The following is a 296-nucleotide window of genomic DNA, read 5'->3' as shown; positions in this document are numbered from 1 at the left end:
CTGACCAGTACATGCCCTGCATCATGTAGCCCTTCCTCTTTCAGCAGATTAGGATGCTTCTTCATCCAGTGTTTGCTGAACGTGGTTTTTGTGTAGCTTTTCTTCGGTTTAACCAGTAAACCTTCACTTCTCAAATAGGTAAAGAACCCATCTCGCCCGAGTTTAATATCGTGCTCAACCAGCTTGGATTTTATCAACGTGTAGAGCTTACGGGCCCCTAACCTTGGCATATATTTACGCCAGTACTGGACCCAGTCTTTGATGACCGATAGCTCAGCTCTACGACTTTCCATTCG

The 296-nt window shown here is 45.6% G+C and carries 1 pseudogene; it reads right to left on the bottom strand.

Annotated features, from left to right (window positions below):
* Positions 1–296 (bottom strand): annotated as a pseudogene (locus tag MO387_RS20935) (IS3 family transposase); the annotation flags it as partial.

Source organism: Shewanella sp. N2AIL (assembly GCF_022690845.1).
Taxonomy (GTDB): Bacteria; Pseudomonadota; Gammaproteobacteria; order Enterobacterales; family Shewanellaceae; genus Shewanella; species Shewanella baltica.
This window is presented reverse-complemented; position numbering and strand designations above follow the sequence as displayed.